Below are 7,870 nucleotides of genomic sequence, written 5' to 3'. Positions count from 1 at the left end.
TCACTCCTCGCGCTCACGGTGCCCCCTCGCTTCCGCCTCAGTCACATCGTCCATCCTCACGCCCGCAGCTCACCGGCCGCGTCGAGCAGTTGGGCGACGCCGGCGGCCCGGTCGGTCAGGTGCAGCCGCAGCACCGGCCGCTCCCGACCCGCGAGGGCCTGCCGGTCGCCGGCGGCCTGTGCCGCCTGCAGCTCACCGAAGGTGTACGGCTTGCCCGGCACCTCCAGGTCCTCGACGACCGCGCCGGTCACCTGAAGGTAGCTGCCGACCTGCGGGCCGCCCTTGTGGTACTGGCCCGTCGAGTGCAGGAACCGCGGCCCCCAGCCGAAGGTCACCGGCCGTCCACCCGCCTGAGCCAGCAGCGGCCGCAGCCGGGCCGCGTCGGCGTCGGCGAACCGGTCGAGGTACGCCATCACCGCGAGGTAACCGTCGTCGCCCAGCCCGTCGAGCAGCCAACGCAGCACCCCGGCCAGGTCCCCGGGAGCGCCCTGCGGGGCGTACACCTCGATCGCGCCCTCGGTGAACGACGGCGTCTCCGCCGGCAGGCCCGAAGCCAGGATCTTGTTGGTGTTCTCTTTGGACTCGGTGACGTTCGGCTGGTTGAACGGGTCGATGCCGAGCACCACGCCGGCCACCGCCGTGGCGTACTCCCAGGCCAGGAACTGTGCGCCCAGCGGGCCGTTGACCGCCACGTCCGGGGTGGCGCCGCCACCCGGCACGTCACCGGCGGCGAGCGCGCCGCCGTAGCTGACGGTCAGCACGTCCGCACCGGTGGCGCCGGGGCTCTGCGGGGACTCCACGACCACCGGGAGGATGCCCACCCCGGCCTTGCCGGTCGACTCGGCGATCAGCTGCTCGGCCCAGTCGCCGAGGCCGTCGATGCCGGTGCCGTCGGACACCAGGGCGACCTTGTCCCGGGCCAGCGTCGCCGCGGCGCCCAGGGCGGCGCCCAGTGCCAGCGCCGGATTGTTCCGGTCCGCGCCGAGCGACGCGGCCAGCGCGTCGGCCTGGTCGAGCAGTTCCGCGACCTCGACCCCGGCCAGCGCCGAGGGCACCAGGCCGAACGCGGTCAGCGCCGAGTACCGGCCGCCGACGTTCGGGTCGGCGAGCACGGTGAACGCGCCCATCTCGGTCGCGGTGGTCTCCAGCGGCGAACCCGGGTCGGTGACGATGACGAAGTGCCGCCCGGCCTCCGCCTCGGTCATCCCGGCGTCCAGGAACGCCTGCCAGTACGCGCGTCGGTGGCTGTCGGTCTCCACCGTCGATCCGGACTTGCTGGCCACCACCACCACGGTGCGCTCCAGCCGGTCACCGAGCGCCGCCCGGACCTGGCCCGGGTCGGTGGTGTCCAGCACGGTCAGCGGACGACCCAGGGTCCGGGTGATCACCTCGGGGGCCAGCGACGAGCCGCCCATCCCGGCGAGCACCACGTGGTCCAGATCGGCCAGCTCCGCGGTCAGCTCGGCCAGCTGCACCAGCAGTTCCCGGCTGCGCTGGTGGGTGTCCACCCAGCCGAGGCGGATCTTCGCCTCGGCCTCGGCGTCCGGACCCCACAGGCTCGCGTCCTTGCCCGCCAGCTTGCCCGGGACGCCGGCCTTGACCAGCGCGTCCCGGGTCGAGGCGGGCGCCGACTTGTCGACCGCGTCCGCGCCGTACACCGCGAGCCCGGCGGCGGCCTCCACCGGCCCAGCGAGAAGATCACTCATGCGTTACCACCGGCCTTCTCGGCGGCCTTCGCGTTGCCCTTGGCGGCCTTGTTCGGAGCACCCTTGCCCTTGGCCGCCGCTTCCAGCGACTTACGGACGCCGTCGAGCAGCTCCTGCCAGCTCGCCTCGAACTTCTCCACGCCCTCGCGCTCCAGGGTGGCGATCACGTCGTCCATGTCCACCCCGACCGACTCCAGGTCCGCGAAGACCTTGCGAGCCGCGTCGTAGGAGCCGGTGATGGTGTCGGCGCGGGTCTCGCCGTGATCGGCGTACGCGTGGATGACCGACTCCGGCATGGTGTTGACCGTGCCGGGGGCGATCAGCTCCTCGACGTAGATGACGTCGCGGTAGTCCGGGTTCTTCGTCGACGTGGACGCCCACAGTGGCCGCTGCGGGTGCGCGCCGGCGGCGGCGAGCGCCTTCCAGCGGTCGGAGGAGAACACCTCGGTGTAGCGCTCGTACGCCAGCTGCGCGTTGGCGATGGCTGCCTTGCCCTTGAGGGCCTTGGCCTGGTCGGAGCCGACCTTCTCCAGCCGCTTGTCGACCTCGGAGTCGACCCGGGAGACGAAGAACGACGCCACCGAGCCGATCTTGGAGAGGTCGTGGCCGTTCGCCTTGGCCTGCTCCAGACCGGCCAGGAACGCCTCCATCACGGCCGAGTAGCGGTCCAGACCGAAGATCAGCGTGACGTTGACGCTGATCCCCTCGGCCAGGGTGGCGGTGATCGCCGGGAGGCCAGCCTCCGTGGCCGGGATCTTGATGTAGAGGTTGGGGCGGTCGACCAGCCACCACAGCGCCTTGGCCTCGGCCACCGTCCGGTCGCTCTCGTGCGCCAGTCGGGGATCCACCTCGATGGAGACCCGCCCGTCGACACCGGCGCTCGCGTCGTACGACGGGCGCATCACGTCGCAGGCCCACCGCACGTCGTACGTGGTGAGCATGCGCACCGACTCCTCGACCTCCACCCCACGGGTGGCGAGGTCGTGCAGCTGCCAGTTGTACTCGTCGGCGTCGCTCAGTGCCTTCGCGAAGATCGTCGGATTGGTGGTGACTCCGGCAACGTGCTTCTCGCGGCGGAGCTGGTCCAGCCCGCCGGAGCTCAGTCGTACCCGGGAAAGATCGTCGAGCCAGACCGCCACGCCCGCGGCGCTCAGCTCATTCAGCTTGTCCGTCATGCCGTCCACGCTCCCCTCAGTTGCCGGTCGTGAAACCGGTGATGTCGCCCACCCGGGCCAGCGAGGCGTGCGCCGCCGCCACGATCCGGTCGGGGGTGAACCCGAACTGCTCCAGGAGCACGGTGTACGGCGCACTCGCCCCATAGTGCTCAAGGCTGACGCTCTCGCCGAGGTCGCCGACGATGCCGCGCCAGGACATCGCGATGCCCGCCTCCACGCTCACCCGTGCCTTTACCCCGCGAGGGAGCACCGACTCCCGATACGCCTCGTCCTGCTCGTAGAACCACTCCTGGCAGGGCATCGACACGACCCGGGTGGGGGTGCCGTCGGCCTCCAGCCGCTCCCGGGCGGTCAGGCAGAGCTGCACCTCGGAGCCGGTGCCCACGATGATCACCTGCGGCTTGCCGTTGGATGCCTCGGCCAGCACGTAGCCGCCCTTGGCGACCCCCTCGGCACCGCCCAGGACACTCCGGTCCAGGGTCGGCAGCGCCTGGCGGCTCAGCGCCATGGCGGTCGGACGGTCGGTGTGCTCCAGCGCCTGCCGCCAGGCCCAGGCGGTCTCGTTCGCGTCGGCCGGGCGGACCACGTCGAGGCCCGGGATGGCGCGCAGCGCGGTCAGGTGCTCCACCGGCTGGTGGGTCGGGCCGTCCTCGCCGAGGCCGATCGAGTCGTGCGTCCACACGTAGGTCACCGGCAACTGCATCAGCGCGGCCAACCGGACCGACGGGCGCATGTAGTCGCTGAACACCAGGAACGTGCCACCGTACGGGCGGGTGCCGCCGTGCAGCGCGATGCCGTTGAGGATCGCGCCCATGCCGTGCTCACGGATGCCGAAGTGCAGCGTGCGGCCGTACTCGTGACCGGGGAAGTCCTTGGTGGCGTGCGCGGCCGGGATGAACGACGGCTCGCCCTTCATGGTGGTGTTGTTGCTCTCGGCCAGGTCGGCCGAACCACCCCAGAGCTCCGGCAGCACCGGCGCGAGAGCCTCCAGCACCTTGCCGGAGGCGGCCCGGGTGGCCACGCCCTTGGCATCGGCGGGGAAGACCGGCAGCGCGTCGGTCCAGCCGTCCGGCAGCACCCGGCCGGCCATCCGTTCGTAGAGAGCGGTGCGCTCCGGGTTGGCCTTCTTCCAGGCGTCGAACGAGGCGGTCCACGCCTGCTGCGCGTCGGAGCCGCGACCCATCACCGTGCGGGCGTGGCCGAGCACCTCCTCGTCGACCTGGAAGGTCTGCTCCGGGTCGAAGTCGAGGATCCGCTTGGTGGCCTTCACCTCGTCGGCGCCGAGCGCCGAACCGTGGATCTTGCCGGTGTTCTTCTTGTTCGGCGCGGGCCAGCCGATGATGGTGCGCAGCGCGATGAAGGAGGGACGGCCGGTCTCCGCCTTGGCGGCCAGCAGCGCCTGGTACAGCGCCTCGACGTCCTCGTGGTAGTCGTCCTGGTCGGCGTCCCCGCTGCGCCAGTCGACGGTCTGCACGTGCCAGCCGTACGCCTCGTAGCGGGCGGCCACGTCCTCGCTCTTGGCGATGCGGGTGTCGTCCTCGATCGAGATCTCGTTGTCGTCGTAGATCACCGCGAGGTTGCCCAGCTGCTGGTGCCCGGCGAGGGCACTGACCTCGTGGCTGATGCCCTCCTCGATGTCACCGTCGGAGACGATGCACCAGATGTCGTGGTCGAAGACCGACGCGCCCGGCTCGGCCTCCGGCTCGAACAGGCCGCGCTCGCGGCGGGCCGCCATGGCCATGCCGACCGCGTTGCCCAGGCCCTGCCCGAGCGGACCGGTGGTGGTCTCCACGCCCGGGGTGTGCCCGTGCTCGGGGTGACCCGGAGTCTGCGAACCCCACTGCCGCAGCGACTTCAGGTCGTCCAGGCTCAGCGGGTAACCCGACAGGAACAGCTGGATGTAGAGAGTCAGGCTGGAGTGCCCGGCGGAGAGCACGAACCGGTCCCGGCCGGGCCAGTTCGGGTCAGCCGGGTTGTGCCGCATGACGCGGTTGAAGAGGAGGTACGCCGCGGGCGCGAGGCTCATCGCGGTGCCCGGGTGGCCGTTGCCGGATTTCTCCACGGCATCCATAGCCAGCACGCGGACGGTGTCGACGGCCCGGCGATCGAGGTCGGACCAGTTCAGTGCGGAGTTCTCGGGTCGTTTGGCAGCCACGATGGTTGTGCTCCTCGGCAGAATGGGCGGAACCCTCACTGGTGACCCTATCGAGCGTCCCTAAACGTGCGCCCGGGGATCTCTGCATGGTGTGCGCTACGTGACCATTCGAATGCCCGGTTCAACCCCGTGGTGTGACGGCCCGCACCGTTGTCGGGTCGGCCGGGCAGCCAAAACGACGACGCGTAGTGTGTGGGTCGGTGTGCGGACCCGAGCGGGCCCGGCCGATCCGATCTCCCCCGTGCCGATGCCGGAAGGTGGCAATCCGTGAGCATGATCACCGAGCGCCCCGCGAACAACCCGGCCGGGCACCCGGCACGGGCGGGCGAGGGTCCGGTGGCCCGGCGGGACGTGCGCGCGGTCCTCATGGCGTACGTGACGCTCACCAAGCCGCGGATCGTCGAACTGCTGCTGGTCACCACCATCCCGGCGATGATGCTCGCCGAGCGGGGGCTCCCGTCGCTGTGGCTGATGGCCGTCGTGCTGATCGGCGGCTCGCTCGCCGCGGGCGCGGCCAGCGTGCTCAACTGCTACATCGACCGGGACATCGACCAGTTGATGCGGCGTACCAAGCGTCGGCCGCTGCCGGCGCACACCGTGTCACCCCGAAACGCGCTGGTCTTCGGTCTGGTGCTGGGGGCGGTGTCGATCGCCCTGATGGCGGCGTTCACCAACCTGCTCGCCGCCGGCCTGACGCTTGCCGCGATCATCTACTACGACGTCATCTACACGCTGTGGCTCAAGCGATCCACTCCGACCAACACCTTCTGGGGTGGCGCCTGCGGGGCGGCCCCGGTGCTGATCGGGTGGGCGGCGGTGACCGGCTCACTGGCGCCTGCCGCCTGGGGGCTCTTCGCGGTGGTCTTCTTCTGGCAGATGCCGCACTTCTACCCCCTCGCCATGAAGTACAAGGACGACTACGCCCGCGCCGGCATTCCGATGCTGCCGGTGGTGGCCTCGGTCCGCCGGGTGAACGCCGAGATCCTGATCTTCGCGTGGCTCACCGTGCTCACCTCCCTGGCGGTGTGGCCGCTGGGGCTCAGCGCGATCTACGGGGTGCCGACCCTGGTGGTGGGTGCCATCTTCGTGGTCGAGGCGCACCGACTCTGCCGGCGCGCGACGCGTGGCGAGGCGGTCAAGCCGATGCGGCTGTTCCACTGGTCGACGACGTACCTGACGATCGTGTTCGTGGCTGTCGCGCTCGACGCGCTGATCTGACCCGTTCCGGTCCTGCCGCTCCGGCGGTGCGCCAAGCGCGCCGATGATCTCCTGACTAATCATGACCATGGATGAGTTGTCCGGGTTTAACGTCACATCAGAGTAACTTTCAATATGAGTCGGATCGGCTCAACCTGCGACGGTTGGGCACTGGTTTGGCGGTGTGGTTTCACCTGGAAAGTCCGGATATAACCGGACAGCAAAGCTGTGGTCATCCTTAAACCTCTGAGTAATTGGCATCACAAAAGGTTCATGGTTCTCGCCCGAGAGAGTGCGAGTCTGCTTAGGCTTCGCGTCATGGCAGATGGTTCCGATACGACGCTGACGGCCGAGCAGACCGCCGGCGAGCAGGCGCCCCACGGCCTGGTCGCGGGCCTCCAGGCGTTCGCGGCCGGACACGGCGGCGCGAAGGCGGTCATCGAGTACGTCGGCAAGCGTGGCGCGCGAATCGTCCTCGTGGGTTCCGACGGTGAGTGGGGCGACCAGTTCGCCGACGACACCGTCACCGCGCGGGAGGCGTGCGCCAAGGCGGGAGTGACCGTCGAGAACGCCTGGGAGCGTGAACTGATGGACCAGATGCGCCCGAGCAACGACCTCTGGCGGTCGATGGCCCGGCGCACGATGGCCCGCTGAATAGACAGCTGAATTGACCACCCACCACACGTCGACCCGGGGGGAACCCCGGGTCGCTCTCGTCACCTGTGCCGAGCTGGTCGACCTCGACCCGGACGACCGGCTCGTCCTCGCCCCGCTCGCCGCCCGTGGCATTCCGGCCGAGACCGCGGTCTGGGACGACCCCGACGTCGACTGGTCGTCCTACGACCTGGTCGTGCTCCGCTCACCCTGGGACTACGCGCTGCGCCGCGACGAGTTCGTCGCCTGGGCGGCATCCGTCGCGGCGCTGGTCAACCCGGCCGACGTGGTCCGCTGGAACACCGACAAGCGCTACCTCGCCGAGCTGAGCGCCGCCGGAGTGCCGACCGTACCGACGTCGTGGGTCGAGCCGGGGGAGAGCTGGCAACCACCCGCCGAAACCGGCGAGTACGTGCTCAAGCCCGCCATCAGCGCCGGCAGCCAGGACACCGGCCGCTACGACCTGGCCGACCCGGAACACCGGGACCTGGCCGTGGCACACGTCCGCCGGCTCTCCGACGCCGGCCGGGTGACCATGGTCCAGCCGTACCTGCGCGCCGTCGACACCGAGGGCGAGACGGCACTGCTCTTCCTGGCCGGCCCGGACGGGCTCACCTTCAGCCACGCGATCCGCAAGGGCCCGATGCTGACCGGGCCGGACCTCGGCCCGGACGGGCTCTACAAGGCCGAGGAGATCACCGCCCGCACCGCCCGACCCGACCAGCTGGCAGTGGCCGAGAAGACCCTCGCCGCGGTTCCTGGCGGCACACGGCAGCTGCTCTACGCCCGGGTCGACCTGATCCCCGGCCCGGACGGCGAGCCGGTCCTGGTCGAGCTGGAGCTGACCGAGCCGTCGCTCTTCATCGGGTACGCCGACGGAGCCCCCGACCGCCTCGCCGCCGCGATCGCCACCCACCTGGCCCGCCGTACCTGACCCGACTCAGCACGCTTTGCCCCGCACCACCGCCAAGATCCGCGCAACT

General features: G+C 70.5%; 6 protein-coding genes. 3 read left to right on the top strand and 3 right to left on the bottom strand.

Going from position 1 to position 7,870, the window contains the following annotated elements:
• Positions 1–56 precede the first annotated feature (56 nt).
• Genes C7C45_RS13170 through tkt form a run of 3 tightly spaced genes read right to left on the bottom strand, consistent with a single transcriptional unit; the run spans position 57 to position 5,036 of the window.
• Positions 57–1,706: a glucose-6-phosphate isomerase gene (locus C7C45_RS13170; RefSeq protein WP_110563945.1), complete on the bottom strand. Its 1,650-nt coding sequence runs from the start codon at positions 1,704–1,706 to the stop codon at positions 57–59.
• Entirely contained in the window at positions 1,703–2,881 is a 1,179-nt protein-coding gene (tal, locus tag C7C45_RS13165; protein WP_110563944.1) for a transaldolase, read from the bottom strand. The genes C7C45_RS13170 and tal overlap by 4 nt, the downstream gene beginning before the upstream one ends.
• A 16-nt stretch (positions 2,882–2,897) precedes the next feature.
• Positions 2,898–5,036, bottom strand: coding sequence for a transketolase (gene tkt, locus C7C45_RS13160; protein WP_110563943.1), 2,139 nt, complete (start codon positions 5,034–5,036; stop codon positions 2,898–2,900).
• A gap of 267 nt (positions 5,037–5,303) precedes the next feature.
• Here tkt and C7C45_RS13155 point away from each other — a divergent pair, with 267 nt between their 5' ends.
• The 3 genes from C7C45_RS13155 to C7C45_RS13145 all read left to right on the top strand — a co-directional run bounded on the left by C7C45_RS13155 (position 5,304) and on the right by C7C45_RS13145 (position 7,821).
• Entirely contained in the window at positions 5,304–6,254 is a 951-nt protein-coding gene (locus C7C45_RS13155; protein WP_110563942.1) for a heme o synthase, read from the top strand.
• 297 nt (positions 6,255–6,551) lie between these two features.
• The gene (locus tag C7C45_RS13150) at positions 6,552–6,887 is read left to right on the top strand and encodes a hypothetical protein (RefSeq protein ID WP_110563941.1); all 336 of its coding nucleotides are present in this window, start codon (positions 6,552–6,554) and stop codon (positions 6,885–6,887) included.
• Between the two features lie 13 nt (positions 6,888–6,900).
• The gene (locus tag C7C45_RS13145) at positions 6,901–7,821 is read left to right on the top strand and encodes an ATP-grasp domain-containing protein (protein ID WP_110563940.1); all 921 of its coding nucleotides are present in this window, start codon (positions 6,901–6,903) and stop codon (positions 7,819–7,821) included.
• Positions 7,822–7,870 lie beyond the last annotated feature (49 nt).

This window comes from Micromonospora arborensis (assembly GCF_003205615.1).
Classification (GTDB): Bacteria; Actinomycetota; Actinomycetes; order Mycobacteriales; family Micromonosporaceae; genus Micromonospora; species Micromonospora arborensis.
The sequence above is the reverse complement of the archived record's forward strand: the minus strand, read 5'-3'. Positions and strand labels throughout refer to the sequence as shown.